The organism is Streptomyces sp. NPDC000880 (assembly GCF_053599675.1).
The window spans coordinates 56,218-73,766 of record NZ_JBSFMS010000005.1 but is presented as its reverse complement, the minus strand read 5'-3'; the positions used below and the strand labels follow the sequence as shown (position 1 = coordinate 73,766).

The following is a 17,549-nucleotide window of genomic DNA, read 5'->3' as shown; positions in this document are numbered from 1 at the left end:
ATGCGTATCACTCTCCGGGTGCCTCGGGTCGGGCATGCGCGATCATGACCGGAATGGACGCTCGTTTCCTTGGTATCGCTGATCTGGTCGAAGCCCCGTCCGTGGCGGTCGTAGTCGACGTCATGCGTGCTTTCACCGTGGCTGCCTGGGCCTTTGCCCAGGGGGCGGAAAAGATCGTTCTTGCTGAGTCGCTGGACGAAGCCCTGGCGCTCAAGGCTCGCCACCCGGATTGGGTGGCGCTCAAAGACGGTCCGCCCGCGCCCGGGTTCGACACCGTCAACTCGCCGGGCCTGCTGCGGTCTATTGACCTTGGCGGACGGACCGTTGTGCAGAAAACCACGGCAGGGACAGTCGGCGCCCTTGCGGTCAAGGAAGCGCCGCTGGTGCTGTGCGCCAGCTTCGTGGTGGCGGAGGCAACGGCTCGGCTCTTGCGGACACGCAAGAGTGACAGTGTCACGTTCGTAGTCACTGGCGACGATGGACAGGCCGATGAAGATCTGGCGTGCGCTCAATACATCGCTCGGAGAGCTGCCGAGGCTGGGACGGATGCTGCTGAGTTCCTCCGCCGCGCTGCCGCGTCGCGCGCCGCCGCCGAGCTGGCGGAGGGTGTGCGTCAAGGAGTCCATCCCGATGACGTTGCACTCTGTCTTGAGCTCGACCGGTTCCCCTTTGCCATGGTGGCGACCTTGGAAGGCTCGCTCATGGTCCTGCGTCCGTGCGCCATGCCTTCGCTGACCGACGACGCCCCGATCTGATCGCTGGTGAGGTCCAACTCTCACCATGCGAGAGCCAGCACCCAGTCGGGTGTGCGGCATCAGCTGCATGTCCCGATGACGGTGGTTCGGGGTGGCGGCAGGTGGCTGACCCGAGTGGTGCCGGCAGTGATCTCGCGGAGCCGGACGATCTCTTCGTGCTGGGCGGCGAGGCGGGCCAGGGCCTGGGTGCGGAAGTCCGAGAGCTCGTCGATCGTCTGCTCGGACTTGGCGAGCCGTTCCTGGAGCTTGGTGTTCTCTTCCTTGAGCCGGGCGATCTGGGCCTCGCGAGGTCGGGGATCTCGCTGGCCTCGCGCATGGCGTTCAGGCGTCGTTCGAATTCGGCGCGGAGGTGCGTGTAGGGGCGGGTGCCGTAGAAGGCGGTGCGGTCGACCGCCGCTTCGTGGGCGAGGGTCTTGATGTCGCACTTTCCGCCGGGCGGGATCTCGCCGCGCAGGAGGCGGTCCATGGTGGCCCGGATGCGGTTCTCGTTCTCGGTCCGCTGGGCTGCGGAGAACGTCTTGGTGCGTTCGGCGTGTTCGGCCCAGACGGGGCGGTGGCAGAAGTGATGGGTGGCCTGTGGGCAGCGGGCGGAGTCACACATCCCGACGAGCGGCCGGTTTGCGGTGGGGGTGCCGGCGAGCTTGAGGCAGAGCGCCCGGGAGGGGTCGGTGAACCAGCAGTAGTTCGCCGGGCCGAGGTGTAGGACCTTGGCCCGTTTGGTCAGCAGGTTGAGCACGTCGCGGTCAGTGCGCTGGGCCTTTGGGGCTGGTGCCGCTTGGTCGAGCTTGCCGTCGATGCTCGCGAAGAACTCGGTGAGGCTGCGGGCGCCGGGGCCCGTGGGCAGGATGCCCTCCTGGTAGTTACGGAACTCGGCCAGCACCAGTTCCAGATTCCGTTGCTGCTCATGGTCGTTGACCTCAGCCAGCAGCTCAGCCTGCGCTCCGCCTGGGCGAGACGCATAACCTTCTGTAGTTGCTATACTCACATGGCGTAGGTAAATCTTGGTCGCCAGTAGACCGCCAGGTCGGTAAGCAATCTCGATCGCCAGCTTCCTGCGCAGCATCCTCAGAGGGCGGTATGTGACGTGATGCCGCGTTTGTTGTCGCTGGAATGTGTGGCACAGGCGTATCGGGGCTGATCGGGGAGTCCTGTCGTGCTGGAGTGTTCTTCGTGAGCGACCGCCAGCCCTACAAGAGCGACTTATCCGACGGGCGGTGGGCCCTGATCGAGCCCGTCATCGCCTCCTGGAAGGCTCAGCATCCCTCCGTCAGCGGCCACCAAGGCGCCTACGAGATGCGGGAGATCGTCAACGCCCTGCTTTACCAGTCCCGTACCGGCTGCCAGTGGGACTACCTCCCCCACGACCTGCCCCCGGTCGGCGCGGTGAAGTACTACTTCTACAAGTGGCGCGACGACGGCACCGACCAGACCATCCACGACCTGCTGCGTTGGCAGTCCGCGAGGGCCGGGGGCGCAAGGCCGACCCGAGTCTGGTGGTGCTCGACACCCAGAGCCTGCAAGCGGCCGTCGGGGTGCCCGCCGACACCACCGGAAGAGACGCGGCAAAAAAGTCCCAGGCCGCAAGCGCGGCCTGGCAGTTGATGTTCTCGGTCTGGTGATCGCGGTGGTGGTGCTGGCCGCGTCCGCGCACGACAACGCCGCCGGCATTGCCCTGCTGGACAAGGTCGCCGCCGACACCGATACGGTGCACAAGGCCCTGGTGAACCAGGGGTTCAAGACCGCCGTCATCGACCACGGCCAGAAGGTGGGCATCGACGTCGAAGTCGTCGAGCGCAACCCGGCAACCAGCGGGTTCGTCCCGCAGCCCAAGAGATGGGTGGTGGAGCAGGTGAACGGGATCATGATGCTGCACCGCAGGCTGGTGCGGGACTACGAGCACCGGCCCGCCTCCGCCGAGTCGAGGGTGTACTGGGCCATAAGCGATCGGATGGCCCGGATGCTCACCGCGACCTCCACCCCTACCTGGCGCGGCGCATGAGCGGCAGCGAGCTGACCTTGGGAGCGGTGCTGGCGCACCTGGAGGAGCAAGAGCGCGAGATCGCCGCGCAGGCCGAGGCCACGCGGGGACGCATCGCGGAACTCACCGCGCAATTGGAGGAGTTCGACCGGGTCGCCGAGGAGGTCCGCATCACCCGCAAGACCCTGCTGGCGCTGCCTGATCCGTCCCCGCCGACGCCGCCGGCCGCGAAGCTGCCGAACCATCCGGCCTACCGGCAGATCATGGCGGTGTTCGCCGCGGCCGACGCCCCGCTGCGGGCACGGGCGGCCGCGGGGCAGGTGCACGAGCATGACGTACCGGGTGGCGCCTTCGACCAGGGTGCCGAGCGGAGGCGCCGTCCTTGCCGATGCCTCTGCGGGGCGTTCGCTGATCATGACCATGGGGGGGGTGAACCGCGGCTGGCGCTGCTGGGCCTGGCGGCGGGGCATGCGCATCGCACGGCCGGTGCGCGGGCCGCGGGCAACCTCGCGGTGCAGTTCCCCGCGTCCTTGGACGTAGAGGGCCTGGCAGACCGTTTCGTGGGCCACGCGCTCTCCGGCCGATCGGGCAACGCGGGCTTGGTCGTGGCACCGAACGTCACTCGAACGTGATCCCGTCGAGGTCGACGCTGACGAGCAGCAGATCCCGGTTGGCCGTTCCGTCCTCGGTGAGGGGTAGACCCGTCACTTGGTCGGGATCATGATCCCGTCGAACTCCTGGTACTCCGAGGGATAGTGCGCGGCCGGGCCGCCCGCGACAACCTCGGCGTTGTAGTCGTGCCGCTTGATCAGACTGTCGCTGCCGACGTAGAAGGTCTGCTCCTTGGAGTGGGTCGCGATGTCATCGGGGAACGTCACCTTCAGCCGCCGCGTCTGGCCGTCCTCCTCCCAGGGCGTCAGCTCCTCGGTCTTGAAGCCGGGCATGGTGAATGAGAAGGGCGCGGTCAGATACGTCCACATCGCATATCCGGCGAAGTATGCCCACTGCAGTTCATGTTGCTGTAGCCGAGTGATCGTGCGAGGTCACAGGACTTCCAGGTCGCTTCGGGGCGGTGCGCATGAGCTGGAGGGTTCGGTTCCTTTGTCCTTCACCGGTCTGGCCGGGCCCGCGTCCCGCCCGGCGGCCGTCTGCTGGCGCGGTGGTCTTGGGTGGTGGCTGTGTGCTCGGCGCATGGTGAATCTTGAAGTCCAGAGCCTCGATGGTGGAGCTCGTGCGCGGACGAGGGTCGGCGAGGCGAGAGTAGTAGCGGGACATGGGCGCTTTGACCTTGCGATTGCAGGAGCGCAGGCGCCGTTTGGGAAGGAGTCCGGCGAGGACGGCGCGGCCGATCCGGCCGAATACGCGCCGGTCGACGCGTGAGAGCTGCCGCACCCTGCTGGTCGCCGCTGGGGACTGCCGGGCGGCGAGGGTGATTGCGCTGGTCAGGCCTGCGACCTTGCACACGGTGACGGCGGCGACTACTGCCCACGTGGCGCGGGCGCCGAATGCCGCACGTCGCCCGCCCGCGCGCAGTGGCAGTTCCGGCAGGAGATCGATCTTCCGCCCGCCGCACCGGCCGCTGTCGCCACTGAGCGACCAGCAGTGCCGGGTCCCACGGACAAGGCCACATACCGATGTATTCCCTTTTCTTTCTCTATGCTGATAAGACCCGATTTCCACCTAATCACACCGAAGGTCACGAAACGTCCCCCATGCGTGCAGCCCGACAAGCGGCCCTGCCACCTGACAACCGTGAAGTGGAGCGGGCCGGAGGACTCCCGTTCCACGGACCGACCCTGGCCAGGGCCCGCGTGGTGGCACAGGCCGCCGCCCTGGCGGCGGCCGTGCTGGCCGGCATGGGCCTGTTGGGATGGGTGCTGGACAACGCCGTCCTGAAGAGCCTGCTGCTCGAGCATGCCCCGGCGATCAAGCCCAACGCCGCGGTCGGCCTGGTGGTGCTGGGGCTCTCACTGCTGGTGCTGGTCCGCAGACCCCGGACGCTGCGCATGGTGTGCGTCGCGCGCATCGGTGCGGTCGTGGCGGCCGGAATCGGCGCGCTGACCCTGGTCCAGTACGCCACCGGAGCTGACCTGGGCATCGATCAGCTCCTGTTCCGCGACGACACCGCTGGTACGGTGACCGTGCCGCCGGGGCGGATGGCGTCGGGCACAGCGTTGGCCCTTGTTTTCGGGGGCCTGGCGTCGCTGTGCCTGAGCAGGCCCCGGATGCCTGCCTGGACGGCCCAGGTGCTGGGAATGGCCGTCCTGATCGTTGGCATGGTCCGGCTGTACGGCTACGCCTATGACGTGCGGCAGTTGGAGCAGTTCGGCCACTACACGAACATCGCGCTGCACGCGGCGCTCGCCCTCGTCCTGGTGGGCCTCGCGCTGTTCCTGGCCCGGGCGGACGAGGGCGCGGCCGGGCTGGTGATGAACGCGGGCACCACGGGTGTGCTGGGCCGCTGGATGCTCGGTACCACGCTCGTGGCGCCGCCGCTGCTGGGCTGGGCCGTTCTGACCGGCGAGGACGCCGGGCTGTACGGGGTGCGCTTGGGAGTGGCGCTGCTGGTGTGCGGGCACGTGTGCGCGTTCACCGTGGTGACCTTCGTCGCCCTGGTCGTGGGCCGCCGTATCGAGGTCGCGCGGGTCCGTGCCGAGCGGCAGGTGCGGCAGAACGAGCTGCTGCAGTCGTTCATGGACCACACGCCCTCGGCGATGTTCGTCAAGGACCTGGACGGCCGGTACCTGACCGTCAACAGCAGATTCGAGAAGGTGGTCCGCCTGCCGCGCGGGCAGCTCCTGGGCCGCCGGGTCGAGGACGTACTGCCGCCGGAGAGCGCGGCGCCGGCCCGCGCCGCCGACCTGGAGATGCTGGCCCAGGGCACGGCACTGCAGCGCGAGGATCTGATCACGCTGCCCGAGGGACCGCGCTACTTCCTGACCACGCTGTTCCCGCTGAACGACCGCTCCGGTGCACCGTACGCGGTGTGCGGGGTGCTCACCGACACCACGGAACAGGTCACCGCCCGGCGCGAGATCGAGCGGGCCAACCAGCGCTTCCACGCCCTGCTGGAATCCGCGCCCGACGCCACCCTCATCACCGACGGCGACGGCGTCATCCTGATGGACAACGCCCAGGTCGAGCCGCTGTTCGGGCATCCGCGCAGCAGCCTGGTCGGCACGCGGGTCCACGACCTGGCGCCCGGCCGGCTGCGCCGGCACCACGCCGCGCTCCTCGACGCCTATCTGCGGCAGCCGTACCCGGAACCGGTAGTCCTGGATGACGGCCTGTACGGTCTGCGTCGCGACGGCTCGGAGTTCCCCGCCGAGGTCAGCATCAGCGCCCTGCGCGCGGACGAGGACATGCTGCTGTTCCTCACCGTCCGGGACATCACCGAACGCAAGCGGACCGAGGCCGAGCGTGCGGAGCGCTACCAGCAGCAGCAGCGGGTCGCCTACACCCTGCAGCAGAGCCTCATGGGCGAGCCGCCCCGCCTGCCCCACCTGCCCAGCGCCCACCGCTACCTGGCATCCGTCCAGGAGGCCGGAGTCGGCGGCGACTGGTTCGACGTCATCCCACTGGACGAGGCGCGCACCGGTGTCGTCATCGGCGATGTGATGGGCCGGGGCCTGGACGCGGCGGCCGTCATGGGCCAGCTGCGCGCCGCCGCGCACGCCCTGGCCAGGACGGGAATGGCTCCCTGCCGCCTCATGGCGGGCCTGGACGCCTTCGTTGGCGACCTGGCGGACCAGCTCGTCACCTGCTGCTATCTCCTGATCGACCAGCACGCCCACGAGGTCACCGTCTGCTCCGCGGGGCACCTCCCGGTCATCGCGATGCCGCCCGAGGGGCCTCCCCACCTACTGCGGGCACCGATCAGCGTGCCGCTCGGCATCAGCAACGTGCCGCTCGGCATCAACAGCCCGCCGCACGAGCAGACCAGCGAGCCGCTTCCGGCCGGCAGCACGCTCGCCCTGTACACCGACGGGCTGGTCGAGCGACCCGGCACCGACATCGACACCCAGATCGACACCCTGGCCGACATCCTGGGCACAGTGCTCAAGGAAGCCCCAGCGGACCCGGACCTGCTCGAACGCGCCGCGGACAAGATCGTCGCGACCCTCATACCGGACACCACCGCGCACGACGACGATGTCACCCTGCTCCTGCTGCGGCTGCCGGAAGGAGATCCCCCTGGAACTCCGGGCACCGGCGTCGTGTGACTGAGCAGGGAAGACTGCCGAACCACTCAAGTAGTCGGCGCGTTGGCGGCCAGTGCTTCAGCGGTGCAGGCTTCACAGACGAAGTCCACCAGGCCACCGCCCCGGGACCACACCACCCAACTCATCAGCCTGGAACGGCTCTACGACAGCGAATGACCGGTTGGCCGATTGTATGCCGGCCTCCGTTGCAGCCAGGTGTGGCTCACGCCCGCTTGCAAGGGACCAGTGCACCGCGACTTGTCAGCCACAGAGCCTGCGGGAGCGGCACAGGACTCCCATCCCGTGCCGGGTAAGCCGCAGGTCAGCCGACGAGAGGGAGGCCATGCCGGGGTGCTGCGGAGACCACGCCGAGGTGCTCCAGCAGCAGTCCTTCCCTGGTGGACCAAGGGCAGATGTCGACGCTCTCGGCCTCGCACGCCGAGAGGAGCGCCTCGGCAACCAAAGCTCCGGCCAGGGACTGCCCCACGCGGTGCCGGGAGATACCCGGCAGTTGGGTCCGCCGAGCGGGGTCCGCTCCGGCCAGCACCGGGATCCACCGCCGCAACTGGGGCAGTGTCAGCTGCCGCCCAGCATGAGGTTTCAAGCGCCGGGGTGGGGCGCCGGCCAGCTGGGCGAGCTGCTCGAAGGTCTTGGAGCAGGCGACGACGCGCCCGTCCCGTGTGGCCCCCGGCAGGCTGGGCACCGTGCTCAGGGCGTGGCCAAGGTACTCCCGGACCTCCTCCAAGCGCCCCGTGGACGAAATGGTGCCGCCCGGGAGCCAGTCCCGGGTGATCCGCCGGGCGCCCAGCGGCAGCGAAAGCACGCTGCGGGGCTGCACTCCCCGGCCCGAGGCGATCTCCACGGTGCCGCCGCCGATGTCCAGCATCAGCAGCGGGCCGGTCTCGGAGCCCGTCCACTGCCGGGCCGCCACATAGGCCAGGCGTGCTTCCTCCTCGCCGGGCAGAACCCGCAGCCGGGTGCCGGTGGCACGGGCCACCTGTGCGATCACCTCTTCCCGGTTGGGCGCATCCCGGATGACCGAGGTCGCGAAGGGGAACACTGCCGGCGGGCAGCGGACCCGGGCCGCGGCCATCGCCTCGGCCACGGCGCGCTGCACGCTGGTGATCCCGGTCGCGCGCACGCGGCCTCTGCGGTCCAGCGCCTCGTGCAGCCGTAGCCGCACCTTGTACGAGAACACCGGATCCAACCCTGCGCCCGGCCGCCACCGGACCACAGCCAGCAACGCGCTGTGGCACCCGACATCCAGTACGGCAGCCTGCTCCTGCCCTTCCCGTCCCATCCGACTGCCTCTCCCCCAGTTTTCACCAGTTCGATTGCGTCCGACCAACAACGACCGCTCCTCCTCCATCACTCTCCGGTCGCTCGGTGTGGAGGACGTCAATCGGGCCGCGCTCCGGCTGCCGCTGGGTGGGGGCCCGGAAGTCACGCAGGGTGCGCACACGCGGCCTCGTCGGCGAGGAAGGCTCGTCGCGGGTGAGTGGATCCGGGCCGGACACCGGGCAGATGCACGTGATGTCCTTGTCGCAAGACCTCCGAACCGGGCGCAGGGCCGACCGTCATCGCGCGTGCGTCTCCTCGCAAGCTTGGCGGGGCGCTCAACCCCGGAATCCTGGCCGCGCTTATCGCGACCCTAGGCGGTGGTGCGCCCACGCAGGGCGGCTCCTGACACGGCGGATTCGCTTGATCGTCGCAACGTTGCAGCCTTCATAGTGTCAGAGCGGCGGTGAAAGCATGGGCGGGGGTCTGCCAGTTGAGGGTTTTACGGGGTCGGTTGTTGAGTCGGGTCTCGATGGCTCGGAGGTCGTCCGCGGTGTGGGAGGGACAGGTTCGTGCGCTTGGGCAGGTACTGGCGGATCAGGCCGTTGGTGTTTTCATTCGTGCCGCGCTGCCAAGGGCCGGCTGGGCGGGCGAAGTAGACGCCGTTGTCGAAGTACGGTGCGAGTTCGTGGTGTCGTGCCATCTCGGAGCCCTGGTCCCAGGTGAGAGTCCGGCGGGCGTGTTCGGGTAGCTGGCTGAACGCGGCGATGAGCGCGTCGCGGAGGTGCCTGGCTGAGTGCCCGTCAGGGGCACCCGGGAGACGTTGCTGTCCCTGGTGGGCGACGACGGTCTCATCGTGGACGTCACCGCAGAGCCCGAGCCACCTCAAGGACGTGTGCGGGCACTGCCCGAAGATCGCCGAAGCCTGCCGCCTGGCCCGCGGCTTCGCCACCCTTCTGCGCCGCCGTGACGGGCACCGGCTGGGCGACTGGCTCGCCCAGGCCGACGAGTCCCAGGTCAAGGAAATCCGCACGTTCGCCAATGGTCTTCGCAAAGACCTCGCCGCAGTCACCGCCGGCCTCACGCTGCCTCTCAGCTCTGGCGCCGTCGAGGGCAACGTCGCAATGATCAAGCTCCTCAATCGCCAGCACTACGGCCGGGCCGGCTTCGACCTGCTCCGAAAACGCGTACTCCTGGCCCACTGACCACGCCCCGCCGCTACCTACGGTCGCTGTCTCAGCACGGCCCTTCGGGCAACAGTTGGACCAGACCGACCCAGGGGAATTCGCCCGTCGTGTGAACCGCGCGGACCCTCCAACGGCCGGCGGGCAGCGGAACGGGAGCCTGCCCCTGCAGGCCGTGGTCCAGCATGCGCCAGCGCGTGGCCGCGTCACCGCGGGTGAAGCGGAGTTCGTGCTCCACTCCGCCCTGGCCAGCCTTGGCGGCGACGGATCCGTCCTCCTCGTCTCGGCCACCCCAGGTGATGAGGGTGCGGACGACTCGTGCTAATAGTCACGCGAACTGGATCCGCGGGACTGCGTTCTCCACGACGAACCGCTGGAGGGAATATACCGGGTCGTCCTGGCGGCTGACCCGATCCACCGCCCGGTAATCCAGCAGCAGTCGGTCCCGCGTAAGTTCACCGATTACGTAGCCGCAGTGCAGGTCGGCCCACTTCATCTGCGGGTTGACGAGCGTACGGATCTGCCGAGCCTGGTTGGCTTGGGGGTTGAAGTCCTGCGCGCTGGTGATGGACAGACTGGTGAACTCGGTGCCCATCGGCGTCGACGCAGGATTATCGAGGTCCGACGGCAGTTCCGAGACGTAACCGCAGTGGACGTCGCCGGTGAGGACGACGAAGTTCGTGAGCGTTCCGGTCTGCCGGGCCCCGGCGACCGCGTCGAAGATCCGCTTCTGCGAACCCTGGTACCCGTCCCAGTTGCCGGCGGCGTAGGTCGCCGGCCGTGGGTCGGTGCTGTTGGCTGTGTTGACCAGGGCCATCAGCACGCCCTGGGGGACGATGTTCCAGCGGGCCCGTGATGTGGACAGACCATCGACGAACCACTGTTCCTGCTCGCGGCCAAGGATGCTGCGGGCGGGATCCCGGCGGGCCGGGGAGTCGGGAATCGTCGCGGGCGTAAGTTCTGGCGAGCGGTACTGCCTGGCGTCCAGCATGTCGAACTGCGCGAGGTCACCGTACTGGAGACGCCGGTAGAGCCGCGCCTCGGGTCCCTGCGGCAACTGTGGCTGGCGCAGGGGCATGTGCTCCCAGTACGCCCGGTATGCGGCTGCCTGGCGGAGGATCTGTTCCTCGGTGGTGGCCTCGTAATCGTTGTAGACCTCGTGGTCGTCCCACATCATCACCCAGGGGGCGGTCCGGTGGGCCTGAATGACCTCGGGCTGGCTCTTGTAGAGCGCGTAGCGCAGCCGGTACTGCTCCAGCGTCCTGGTCTCCGGAATCAGCTCTGGCGGCAGGTCGGTGGGAAGCTGGCGCCCCTGGCTGAGCTGCAAGACGGGATATTCGTATATGTAGTCTCCGAGGAAGAAGACCGCGTCGAGGTCCTGTCCGGCCATGTCCTGCATCGTCTGGAAATACCCGGCCCGGTAGTTCATACAGGACGCGAAGGCAAACCGGAGTGGAGTCATCGTTCCGGGCGCGGGTGCCGTCTTGGTTCGAGCCGGTTCGCTGACGTGGCCGCCGCAGGAGAATCGGTACCAGTATTCGGTGCCGGGCTGGAGCCCACGGACGTCGACATGCACGGAGTAGGCATATTCCGGCCAGGCGTGGGCGACCCCCCGCCGGACGACGTGCGAGAACGACTCGTCCGCCGCCACCTGCCAGGCCACGGGAATCGGCCGGTTCGACCGTATGCCGCCGGACGGTGCCAGAGGCTGCGGCGCCAGCCGGGTCCACAACACGACTGAGCTCGGCAAGGGGTCTCCGGAAGCGACGCCGAGCGTGAAAGGGTAGTCGAGTTTCTTCGAACCGGGCGACGGCGAACTGGCAAAAGCCGGACGCTGGATGCCGAAGGCCAGGGCGGCTGCGCTACCCCCGGCCGCGAGCAAGACCCGTCGCCGATCGAAAGAGGACAGTCGACTCAGGGACGTGCTGTGTTCTGATATTGAGGACATGCCTGGAACTTCAGTTCAGTCCGGCAGCCGGTACGTCGCTACCGCCTTAACAAGTCGTGTCAATTTGGGATCATCCGCTTGTCGGCCCGCCGGACCATTCATGTTCTCCCAGGGATCAGAATGCCGTTCTCGTGACAGCAAGGGGGCGTGCACGGTGTGCGGTACGACGCCGTTGGTCTCGATCGCGGTGCGGATCAACTCCTCGGCCAGCATGCTGCCTTCACGGCGGGGACCGTCCAGCCGACCACGTAGCGGCTGTAGATGTCGATCAGGACATACAGGTGGTTTCACCCCCCTTTCGGGCCCGCGGGAGCCTGGTGATATCCCATTACCAGACCTGCGAGGGGCCGTCGGCGACCAGCTCAGGTTTCACCTTCGACGGATGGGTGGCCTGACGTCGCCGCTCACCGCTCTGCCCGGCCTGCCGCAGGATCCGGTACATCGTCGAGGGCGAACACCAGTAATGGCCCGCGTCCACTTCCCGCGCCCAGACTTGAGCGGGCGACAGTTCGGCGTACTCAGGACGGTTCAACAGCTGAAGCACTGCGGCCCGTTCAGCAGCCGACAGAGCTGACGGCGGAGCGGGCCGGGAACTGCGCACGGCCGGCGGCCTGGGCTTGAGACGTCGGTAGTGCGTCGCTCTGGAGCGGCCGGTCAGCCGACACGCCACCGCGGTGCCCAGATGCATGTGCAGTCCGGTGAACGCCTCGTCCACCACCGGGTCGACGGAGCCTGTCAGTCCGCGCTCTCGGCAAGCAGTTCCAAGAGCGCGGAAGCGTTTCCCGTGATCTCAAGGGCGGCATCGCGCTTGGCCAGATCCTTTTCCAGACGGGCGACCTTCTTCCGCAGCCGTTCCAACTCCGCCTGTTCCGCAGCTTTTTCGGCCGTGCCGGGCTGGTGCGCCGGCCGGTCAGCGTGGTCATCGCGCTGGCGTCCCGGGCGGCCCGCCCGGGCAGAAGCGCCTTCGGCCTCGGCGCGCCGAGCGACCGCGACCGGGCGATCAGCGTGTTGCGTCACGCGGTCGAGCTCGGCGTGAACCACATCGACACCGCCGCGTTGCACGACGCTCCCTGCTGCGTGACCGCGGGGGCGTGCGACGCCACTTCACCCCTCACGCCCTCCGGGCCGTCCCGACTGATGACACCGCAGTGCCGTCATTCCCCAAACTGACACAGCCACGGGCGCACCGCTGCCTTCCGTTCAGTCCGCGACCAGTACGCCCACGCCGGTGATGCGCCCGTGGGCGAGGTCGGCCAGCGCTCTGTCGGCCTGGCCCATGGGATAGCGGGTCAGTCGTACGCTGGGGCGCAGTCGGGCTGCCTCCGCCAGGAAGGCGCAGCCGTCCTCGCGCGTGTTGGCGGTCACGCTGCGCAAAGTGCGTTCCTGGAACAGGTGGCGTCCGTAGTCGAGCCCGGGCACATCGCTCAGGTGGATGCCCGCCACCGCGAGTGTTCCGCCCCGGTCCAGCGCTTCGAGCGCGGCCGGTACGAGGTCGCCGGCCGGTGCGAACAGGATGGCTGAGTCCAGTGCTTCGGGCGGCCCGTCCGCCGCAGCCGAGGCGGCTCCCAGCTCCAGCGCCAGCCGCTGGGCGTCGACGGAGCGGGTGACCACGTGCACGGTGGCCCCGCGGGCGAGGGCGAGCTGGGCCGTCAGGTGGGCGGAGGCGCCGAAGCCGTAGATGCCAAGCCGCCCGCTTACGGGCACGTCGGCCCGCAGCAGGGCCCGGTAGCCGATGATGCCGGCGCAGAGCAAGGGCGCGGCTTCCTCGTCCGTCCAACCCTGGGGCAGCCCGTAGACGTACCGGGCGTCGACCACAGTGTGTCCGGCGTAGCCGCCGTGGATGTCCCAGCCGGTGTAGCGGGAGCGGGGACACAGGTTCTCCCGTCCCGAGCAGCAGTAACGGCACTCCCCGCATGTGCCGGCCAGCCAGGCGGCCCCCACCCGGTCGCCGACACGGACCCCCTCGACGGCCGCCCCCGCGGCGACGACATGGCCGACCACCTCGTGGCCGGGAGTGCACTGTGCTGTGCGCGGGGCGAGGTCCCCCTCCGCGAGGTGCAGATCGGTCCGGCACACACCGCATACCCGCACCGCCACGACCAACTCGTCCGGGCCGGGCGCCGGGACGTCCCGCTCGACGCGGCGCAGCGGGCCCTCTTCGATCGGCCGGGGTCGGTCGACCACCCAGGCGGACGTGGACAGCCCACGGTGGGGTGCCATGCCTCCATCATGTGCCCGTCGCGGCGGCTCGACGACACGGTGCATGTGCCAAGCAACGGGAGATCAGGCGCCGCACGATCCGCGGGGTTCGCGTTCGAAGCGGGATCCGGCGCGGAAGAAGGGGACGAGGTGGGCGCCATTGACCGCTCGCCAGCGGGCCTGGGCCGATTCGACGAGCTTGGACACGGGCGTCCCCGGGTGCGCGCACCATGTGCGAGCGGTGCGCGTACGGCATCCGCCCGATGCGCACTCTGGGCGGTAGCGCACCGTCCCGGCCACGCGCACCCCGAAGCCGCACTTGAAGCGGAGAGGCGCTCCGCCCACGCCGGTGCGTACCGACCGCACGCGGCGCTGACCTGCCGTGGTGAGTTCCGGCGGACCACGAACTCACCGCCAGCTGCCTCTGAATTCACCACGGAGCTGGAAGAACTCACCACAGCCTTCCCGGGCTCCGGCTGCGCACCGATCGCCGACCTCTCCGGGATCTCGGTCATAGCGCCCAGGCGGGCAGTCAGTCTCCATCACAGACGAACCCCGGAGAACGCTTTTGCCTCTCACGCGAAAGCCAGTTGGGTTGTAGGCGCCGGAGTCCCACGCCTCGGCCAGCGGGACGACGTGGTCGATGTCCACATCCGAGGCCGCGTACCACGTGGCACCGTCGCAGGGCGAGTACCAGCTGCCGCTGGTGACCGCGCAGGAGGAATTGGTGACCACGCCTGTGCCGTCGCGCTTGAGGATGATCTCGCGGTGTCACAGGCGCCGCTGACAGTGATCCAGTGCGGGAACAGATCACGGCTGTAGCCGGTGCGGGAATGCTCAGCCGTGACGGCCAGGGGGGCAGGTAGGAACGGGCGGTGGAGGCCGCGATCGGGGTGGGAAGGGCGGCCTGCGCCGGCGTGGTGCCAAGGAGGGTGACGGCGGCGGTGGCGGCAGCCAGACACAGGCACTCATCGACGGGCGCTGCGTCGCCTCCCCATTCGCCCGCACCCCTGACCATGACCCTCAACGGCACCGATGACGCCACACTTCGGGCCGTGCTGAACGGCGAGCCACAGTTCCCTGCGCGCCAGCACCCCCGACTTCACCGTCTCCATCGCCGGACCACCCTCGACCTCGGGCCCGTCCACGTCTTCCACACCCGCGTCACCGCCGAGAACGGACACGACGCCCTTGCGGTAGCGCTCCACCGAGCGCTGCGTGACTCCCGAGCGCCTCGGCCACGGCCTTGGTGGTCTTCAGCTTCCCGAGCAGGAAGTTGATGCGGGCCCTTGGGAGGCTCGCGGGTGAACACCTCGCGGCCGGCGCGCTCCAGGGCGTCGTCGATGTCCCCCACGGCCTACTCTCCTTCCTCGAGGACGGCGTCGTGGCCGTCGCCCTTGATGTGGCGTGCGGGGTTCATGCCCTTCTCCATCAGGTCCACCGCCCACGCCATCTGTCGAAGGTCTCCAGGCCGCTGCTCCAGCGGCTGTTCGCCGCCGTGCTGCTGGCCGTGGCCGCTCTGATGCTCGTCGACGTCTTCGTATGAACGGCTTCCCCTGGTCAGGCCAGGGAGAGGAACAGCTTCTCCAGCCGGGCCCGCATCTGCTCCCGGTCACCGGTCGCCTGCCCGCCCTCGGCCATGCAGTGCTCCAGCCCGGTCGCGATGATCGCGAACCCGGCCCGGTCCAGCGCGCGAGATACAGCGGCCAACTGCGTGATGACGTCCTCGCAGTCCCGCCCCTCCTCGATCATCTTGATGACCCCGGCGATCTGGCCCTGGGCCCGGCGCAGCCGGTTGAGCACCGACTTCAACTCGGAGGCCGCCATGTCAAGCTCCACGCTTCCTCCTCCATCAATACCCCTAGGGGTATCGTACGGTGTTCGGGACGGACCACCCCAGCCCCGCGAAAGGACACCACCCCCTCATGAACGCCCCCAGCGCCGTAGCTCCCGCCCAGGCAGCCCCGCGCCTGGACCAGTACACCGTCATCGACGTCCGCACCCCCGGCGAATACGCCGCAGGACACGTCCCCGGCGCCCACAACATCCCCCTCGACCACCTGCACACCGCGCTGCCCGCCCTGAAGGCCGCAGCCGCCCGCGGCGACCTGCTGATGGTCTGCGCCTCCGGCAACCGCTCCACCACCGCCTGCACCGAACTCGCCGCAGCCGACATCCCCGCCGCCACCCTCACCGGCGGCACCACCGCCTGGGCCGAACAGGGCCACACCCTTCACCACCCCGAAGGCGCGGCCACGACATGGGCCATGGAGCGCCAGGTCCGCCTTGCCGCCGGCTCCCTCGTCGTCCTCGGCCTCGCCGCCGGCACCCGCTACCGGCCCGCCCGCTGGCTCTCCGCCGCCATCGGCACCGGCCTCGTCTTCTCCGCCGCCACGAACACCTGTGGCATGGCCGCCATCCTCGCCAAACTCCCCCACAACCAGCCTCGCACCACCGACCTCAACGCCACCCTGGACGCCCTGCAGAAGTGATGCGGAGGAGCTGAGCAGTAAGAGTCGCCGCAGACCCTCGCGCGGCGCCAGTTTCGCTGCCTGATCCCCCAAGCCTGTTAGATGATGGCGACGCGTGGGTTCATCGCCGAAGACCCTTCGGAAACCGTGAACTCACGGGGGTTCGCGCGCTCACGCAGTTCCTCGAGGGCGGCCTGGCCGTCGCCGAACAGCTCCTCCGGCTCCATCTCGCGGTTCTGCCACTCCAGCGCCGCCCGGATCCCCGGGTCGGTCACGACGGTCTTGCGGGCGGCTCGGTGCGCGTGATGGCCCGGCGGTACCAGGCCGGCTTCTCCCGGGGCGGTGCAGGAGGCGTCGGCGCGGCGGCCGCAGCCGGGGTGACGTCGGAGTTCGCCGTGGTGGTGGCCGGCGTGCCGGGTGCGAGAACGTGGATCGTACGGATCTCGCGCCCTTGACCGTCTCGTTGCGTGTGGCCGGGCCAGCTCGGGCGCGGGCTCCCCGCGGCTGCGGGGAGCAGAGGTCGATCTCGGCCGACGGGTTGAGTACCAGGGGACCATCCCCGCGGGTGCGGGGAGCAGGCGGCCGCAGTGCTGCCCTTCCTGACCCCGCTGGGACCATCCCCGCGGGTGCGGGGAGCAGACGGCCACGGACAGGCAGCCGAGGCGGCCGACGCGGCCGTCAGCTTCCGTCGGCTGCGGCACGCAACGCCGCGACGTCCAGTTTCTGCATACCGAGCATGGCCTTCATCGCCCGCTGCGCGCGTGCCTCGTCCGGATCGGTCAGCAGTTCCTCCAGCACGGCCGGGACCACCTGCCACGACAGGCCGTACTTGTCCTTGACCCAGCCGCACGGGCCCTCCTGTCCACCCTCGGACAGCTTGGTCCAGTAGTAGTCCACCTCCTCCTGGTCGGCGCAGTCGATCAGGAACGACACAGCCTCGTCGAAGGTGAACTCGGGGCCGCCGTTGATCGCGGTGAAGTCCTTGCCGTCGAGGACGAAGTCGACGGTGAGGACGGTGCCGGCCGGGCGTGGTCCCGCCTCGCCGTAGTGGGAAACGTTCTTGATCTTCGAGTTGGGGAAGACCGAGACGTAGAACTCCGCGGCCTCCTTGCCCTGCGTATCGAACCAGAGATTGGGTGTGATGCGGGGCATGGCGTTCTCCTGATCTCGTCGGGGGGCGGCGGTGGTCTCTGCCGGTTCCGACCGTCCGGCCGTCCGGAAATCATCGCTCCCCCGCCGCCGGATTCCGTGGAGGCCACCACGTGCGCGGCGGAGCACCCCGGCGGAGGATGGATGCGATGACCGGATCCCCGGCTGACCGTGCAGAGCGGCACCCTGCGATACGGGCGGTACGACCAGAGCCGCGCTCTGCAGACGGTCGTGTGTGAGGCGGAACAGGCAGCTCGGGCGCTCGGCCTCCCGTCCGTCCGGTGGGCACCGTGCACGGGGCCAAGGTGCCCGCACCACCGGCCACATGGAGATCGGCGGCGTGACGGTGGAGGCGAAGCGGCTGCGCGGCCTGCTCCGGAGCCTT

The 17,549-nt window shown here is 69.1% G+C and carries 16 protein-coding genes and 4 pseudogenes; 8 read left to right on the top strand and 12 right to left on the bottom strand.

The genetic code is table 11. From position 1 onward, the window contains the following. The first annotated feature begins 53 nt into the window (after positions 1-53). The 3 genes and pseudogenes from ACWDO5_RS03145 to ACWDO5_RS03135 all read left to right on the top strand — a co-directional run bounded on the left by ACWDO5_RS03145 (position 54) and on the right by ACWDO5_RS03135 (position 2,754). The gene (locus ACWDO5_RS03145) at positions 54-755 is read left to right on the top strand and encodes a 2-phosphosulfolactate phosphatase (RefSeq protein ID WP_450527901.1); all 702 of its coding nucleotides are present in this window, start codon (positions 54-56) and stop codon (positions 753-755) included. A gap of 101 nt (positions 756-856) precedes the next feature. Continuing rightward, positions 857-1,114 carry a hypothetical protein gene (locus ACWDO5_RS03140; protein ID WP_450527900.1) on the top strand — a complete coding sequence of 86 codons (258 nt, stop codon included), beginning with the start codon at positions 857-859 and terminating at the stop codon, positions 1,112-1,114. An 811-nt stretch (positions 1,115-1,925) separates the two neighbouring features. Then, a pseudogene (locus ACWDO5_RS03135) lies at positions 1,926-2,754 on the top strand (IS5 family transposase). A 284-nt stretch (positions 2,755-3,038) separates the two neighbouring features. On the opposite strand, the pseudogene ACWDO5_RS03130 reads toward ACWDO5_RS03135, so the two are convergent. Continuing rightward, a pseudogene (locus ACWDO5_RS03130) lies at positions 3,039-3,305 on the bottom strand (IS30 family transposase); the annotation flags it as partial. A 132-nt stretch (positions 3,306-3,437) separates the two neighbouring features. Beyond that, positions 3,438-3,713: a hypothetical protein gene (locus tag ACWDO5_RS03125; RefSeq protein WP_450527899.1), complete on the bottom strand. Its 276-nt coding sequence runs from the start codon at positions 3,711-3,713 to the stop codon at positions 3,438-3,440. Between the two features lie 732 nt (positions 3,714-4,445). On the opposite strand from ACWDO5_RS03125, the gene ACWDO5_RS03120 reads away from it, so the two are divergent. Further along, complete coding sequence (locus ACWDO5_RS03120) at positions 4,446-6,956, top strand: SpoIIE family protein phosphatase (RefSeq protein WP_450527898.1); 2,511 nt, start codon at positions 4,446-4,448, stop codon at positions 6,954-6,956. A gap of 301 nt (positions 6,957-7,257) precedes the next feature. Here the strand turns inward: ACWDO5_RS03120 and ACWDO5_RS03115 are convergent, their stop codons facing one another. Then, the gene (locus ACWDO5_RS03115) at positions 7,258-8,235 is read right to left on the bottom strand and encodes a Ppx/GppA phosphatase family protein (protein ID WP_450527897.1); all 978 of its coding nucleotides are present in this window, start codon (positions 8,233-8,235) and stop codon (positions 7,258-7,260) included. Positions 8,236-8,715: 480 nt separating this feature from the next. Beyond that, on the bottom strand, positions 8,716-9,165 hold the full coding sequence (locus ACWDO5_RS03110; RefSeq protein WP_450527895.1) for an IS30 family transposase: 450 nt from the start codon (positions 9,163-9,165) through the stop codon (positions 8,716-8,718). Between ACWDO5_RS03110 and ACWDO5_RS03105 the strand changes: the two genes are divergently transcribed. Then, the gene (locus ACWDO5_RS03105) at positions 9,107-9,418 is read left to right on the top strand and encodes a transposase (protein ID WP_450527893.1); all 312 of its coding nucleotides are present in this window, start codon (positions 9,107-9,109) and stop codon (positions 9,416-9,418) included. The two genes, ACWDO5_RS03110 and ACWDO5_RS03105, sit on opposite strands and share 59 nt — an antisense overlap. Before the next feature lie 307 nt (positions 9,419-9,725). Here ACWDO5_RS03105 and ACWDO5_RS03100 read toward each other — a convergent pair whose 3' ends face one another. From ACWDO5_RS03100 to ACWDO5_RS03090, 3 genes are all read right to left on the bottom strand, one after another. Beyond that, positions 9,726-11,345 carry an alkaline phosphatase D family protein gene (locus tag ACWDO5_RS03100; RefSeq protein ID WP_450527892.1) on the bottom strand — a complete coding sequence of 540 codons (1,620 nt, stop codon included), beginning with the start codon at positions 11,343-11,345 and terminating at the stop codon, positions 9,726-9,728. A gap of 15 nt (positions 11,346-11,360) precedes the next feature. Continuing rightward, positions 11,361-11,558, bottom strand: a complete 198-nt coding sequence (locus tag ACWDO5_RS03095) for a hypothetical protein (RefSeq protein WP_450527890.1) — start codon at positions 11,556-11,558, stop codon at positions 11,361-11,363. Between the two features lie 115 nt (positions 11,559-11,673). Further along, complete coding sequence (locus ACWDO5_RS03090; protein WP_450527888.1) at positions 11,674-12,063, bottom strand: hypothetical protein; 390 nt, start codon at positions 12,061-12,063, stop codon at positions 11,674-11,676. Positions 12,064-12,296: 233 nt separating this feature from the next. Here ACWDO5_RS03090 and ACWDO5_RS03085 point away from each other — a divergent pair. Then, a pseudogene (locus ACWDO5_RS03085) lies at positions 12,297-12,407 on the top strand (aldo/keto reductase); the annotation flags it as partial. Between the two features lie 138 nt (positions 12,408-12,545). Here ACWDO5_RS03085 and ACWDO5_RS03080 read toward each other — a convergent pair. Together ACWDO5_RS03080 and ACWDO5_RS03075 are read right to left on the bottom strand one after the other, a co-directional pair. Beyond that, the gene (locus tag ACWDO5_RS03080; protein WP_450527886.1) at positions 12,546-13,565 is read right to left on the bottom strand and encodes a zinc-dependent alcohol dehydrogenase family protein; all 1,020 of its coding nucleotides are present in this window, start codon (positions 13,563-13,565) and stop codon (positions 12,546-12,548) included. Positions 13,566-14,144: 579 nt separating this feature from the next. After that, a pseudogene (locus tag ACWDO5_RS03075) lies at positions 14,145-14,562 on the bottom strand (hypothetical protein); the annotation flags it as partial. A 261-nt stretch (positions 14,563-14,823) separates the two neighbouring features. Here ACWDO5_RS03075 and ACWDO5_RS03070 point away from each other — a divergent pair. Next, positions 14,824-15,090 (top strand): hypothetical protein, encoded by a 267-nt coding sequence (locus ACWDO5_RS03070; RefSeq protein ID WP_450527885.1) that lies wholly within the window; start codon positions 14,824-14,826, stop codon positions 15,088-15,090. Between the two features lie 14 nt (positions 15,091-15,104). Here ACWDO5_RS03070 and ACWDO5_RS03065 read toward each other — a convergent pair whose 3' ends face one another. Further along, a complete protein-coding gene (locus ACWDO5_RS03065) occupies positions 15,105-15,383 on the bottom strand; it encodes a metal-sensitive transcriptional regulator (protein WP_450527883.1) in 279 nt (92 codons plus the stop codon). Between the two features lie 86 nt (positions 15,384-15,469). On the opposite strand from ACWDO5_RS03065, the gene ACWDO5_RS03060 reads away from it, so the two are divergent. Next, positions 15,470-16,036 carry a rhodanese-like domain-containing protein gene (locus ACWDO5_RS03060; protein ID WP_450527881.1) on the top strand — a complete coding sequence of 189 codons (567 nt, stop codon included), beginning with the start codon at positions 15,470-15,472 and terminating at the stop codon, positions 16,034-16,036. Positions 16,037-16,113: 77 nt separating this feature from the next. Here the strand turns inward: ACWDO5_RS03060 and ACWDO5_RS03055 are convergent, their stop codons facing one another. Then, complete coding sequence (locus ACWDO5_RS03055; protein WP_450527880.1) at positions 16,114-16,290, bottom strand: hypothetical protein; 177 nt, start codon at positions 16,288-16,290, stop codon at positions 16,114-16,116. 403 nt (positions 16,291-16,693) lie between these two features. Beyond that, the gene (locus tag ACWDO5_RS03050) at positions 16,694-17,167 is read right to left on the bottom strand and encodes a VOC family protein (RefSeq protein ID WP_450527878.1); all 474 of its coding nucleotides are present in this window, start codon (positions 17,165-17,167) and stop codon (positions 16,694-16,696) included. Between the last annotated feature and the right edge of the window lie 382 nt (positions 17,168-17,549).

Excerpts from the sequence above, each read along its gene's own strand:
- ACWDO5_RS03070 (WP_450527885.1), top strand. The coding sequence starts at position 14,824 with ATGCGGGCCCTTGGGAGGCTCGCGGGTGAACACCTCGCGGCCGGCGCG.
- ACWDO5_RS03050 (WP_450527878.1), bottom strand. The coding sequence starts at position 17,167 with ATGCCCCGCATCACACCCAATCTCTGGTTCGATACGCAGGGCAAGGAG.
- ACWDO5_RS03120 (WP_450527898.1), top strand. The coding sequence starts at position 4,446 with ATGCGTGCAGCCCGACAAGCGGCCCTGCCACCTGACAACCGTGAAGTG.
- ACWDO5_RS03095 (WP_450527890.1), bottom strand. The coding sequence starts at position 11,558 with ATGCTGGCCGAGGAGTTGATCCGCACCGCGATCGAGACCAACGGCGTC.
- ACWDO5_RS03125 (WP_450527899.1), bottom strand. The coding sequence starts at position 3,713 with ATGTGGACGTATCTGACCGCGCCCTTCTCATTCACCATGCCCGGCTTC.
- ACWDO5_RS03060 (WP_450527881.1), top strand. The coding sequence starts at position 15,470 with ATGAACGCCCCCAGCGCCGTAGCTCCCGCCCAGGCAGCCCCGCGCCTG.
- ACWDO5_RS03145 (WP_450527901.1), top strand. The coding sequence starts at position 54 with ATGGACGCTCGTTTCCTTGGTATCGCTGATCTGGTCGAAGCCCCGTCC.
- ACWDO5_RS03080 (WP_450527886.1), bottom strand. The coding sequence starts at position 13,565 with ATGGCACCCCACCGTGGGCTGTCCACGTCCGCCTGGGTGGTCGACCGA.
- ACWDO5_RS03100 (WP_450527892.1), bottom strand. The coding sequence starts at position 11,345 with ATGTCCTCAATATCAGAACACAGCACGTCCCTGAGTCGACTGTCCTCT.
- ACWDO5_RS03115 (WP_450527897.1), bottom strand. The coding sequence starts at position 8,235 with ATGGGACGGGAAGGGCAGGAGCAGGCTGCCGTACTGGATGTCGGGTGC.